At 35.8% G+C, this 531-nt stretch carries 1 protein-coding gene; it reads right to left on the minus strand.

Annotated features, from left to right (window positions below; all coding sequences use genetic code 11):
* Positions 1 to 338: 338 nt before the first annotated feature.
* Positions 339 to 531: hypothetical protein (locus HHU12_RS34815; RefSeq protein ID WP_205960116.1), on the minus strand; the 193-nt coding region annotated here is incomplete at its 5' end.

The following is a 531-nucleotide window of genomic DNA, read 5'->3' on the forward strand; positions in this document are numbered from 1 at the left end:
GTCGTTGAACGTAGTATTTTATGATACAAAAGTAGTTGAAGGGTAATGGGAAGACTTGCAAAAAAGAGTACAGATGTTGTATAAAATGGGATTTTACGTAGGGGCAGACCTATGTGTCTGCCCGCTGTACCACAATCAGAAACACAAAAATCAGTAATCAATGTCTATAAAATAATCACCTACATTGTTTTTCATCGATGATAATATGGTTTTTATGGTCATATAGATAAACAAGAACCACAATACTTCAATAATTTGTATTGTGGTTCTTGTTGTGGTTCGGTGGGCAGACACATAGGTCTGCCCCTACGTGGTTCGTGATGTGTTTTTGTAACGAATTACAATTTAATTTCTTCTATATCTTGTTCCTTATTCTCGTCCAATTCCAGATAGATAATCTCATCTCCCATATTTGAAAAATCAATTTCTTTCAGGTCGATCATTCTTACTCTTCTGTTGTGCTGTGTATGATAGCTGTATTGTAAATCATTGATATTCGCAGCTGTGGACCAAAGTGTCGTTGAACGTAGT

Source organism: Flammeovirga aprica JL-4, assembly GCF_012844305.1.
Lineage (GTDB): Bacteria > Bacteroidota > Bacteroidia > Cytophagales > Flammeovirgaceae > Flammeovirga > Flammeovirga aprica.